Origin of the sequence: Bradyrhizobium sp. 137 (genome assembly GCF_023074095.1) — a bacterium.
Taxonomy (GTDB): Bacteria; Pseudomonadota; Alphaproteobacteria; order Rhizobiales; family Xanthobacteraceae; genus Bradyrhizobium.
Genome location: NZ_JADPKU010000041.1, coordinates 1 through 1,133 on the forward strand (window position 1 = coordinate 1; position 1,133 = coordinate 1,133).

The window sequence follows — 1,133 nt, forward strand, 5'->3', positions numbered from 1 at the left end:
TGCCCCCTCAGCGTCACGAGGAATTGCCCCCTCCTCGGATAGCTGGGGAGAGAGTGAATGAAGCAGGAACGAATCACTGAAGGCTCGTCGTGGATTGATCCACGGGGGCAGGTGATGAAGACGCCGGATGACGTGGCGGAGATGTTGCGCCTGAGGGCGTGCGGGTGGGGTCTGAAGCGGATTGCGCGACAGCTGGGCTGCAGCCATCACACGGTGAAGGGCTACGTGGTGGCGGGCGGGGTGAAGGCGTTCAAGTCGCCTGAGCGGCCGAAGCGTCTCGACGGCCTTGAGGGTTGGCTGCGCGAGAGGCTCGTTCGGCATCGCGGCAATGCCGACGTGGTGCGCCAGGACCTGTTGGCCGAGAAAGGCGTGACAGTCAGCCGGCGGACGCTGCAACGCGCCGTGCAGCCCTATCGTCAGGCGCTGAAGGCGGAGGCTCTGGCGACGACGCGGTTTGAGACGCCGCCGGGCCGACAGCTGCAGATCGACTTTGGGGAGCGCCTGGTCGAGATCGGAGGAGCGAAAGGCAAGGCATTCGTGTTCGTGGCAACGCTCGGCCACTCGCGACGGCTTCATGTGCGTGCGTTCCGGGCCGAGAGACAGGAGCATTGGTTTGCCGGGCTCGAGAGCACATTCACGACCCTCGGCGGTGTGCCCGAGGAAGTGCTGATGGACAATCCACGGGCGCTTGTGGTGCGCCACGACGCGGTGAGCCGATCGGTTCAGTTCAATGACAAGCTGATCGCCTTCGCAAAACATTGGGGCTTCCGTCCTCGCGCCTGCGCACCATATCGGGCGCGCACGAAAGGCAAGACCGAGAACGGCGTCGGCTACGTGAAGAAGAACGCAATCGCCGGTCATTCCTTCCCAAGCTGGGAAGCATTCGAGGCGCATCTCGACAGGTGGGATCGTGAGGTTGCAAACGTTCGTATCCATGGCACGACCGGAGAGGCGCCGATCATCCGCTTCGCGCGCGACGAGATACATCGGTTGAAGCCGCTCGGCGGGCAGCCTTCGTTCGGATCCTTGCGTGAACTGACCCGCGTCGTCGGCAATGATTGCGCCGTCGAGATCGACACGAACAGCTACTCGGTACCGTGGCGCCTGATTGGCGAGCGCGTGGCGGTAACGAT

At 63.7% G+C, this 1,133-nt stretch carries 1 protein-coding gene; it reads left to right on the forward strand.

Going from position 1 to position 1,133, the window contains the following annotated elements; translation table 11 throughout:
• Nucleotides 1–57 precede the first annotated feature (57 nt).
• On the forward strand, nt 58–1,133 hold a 1,076-nt coding region (istA, locus tag IVA78_RS07750; RefSeq protein ID WP_247464969.1), incomplete at its 3' end, for an IS21 family transposase.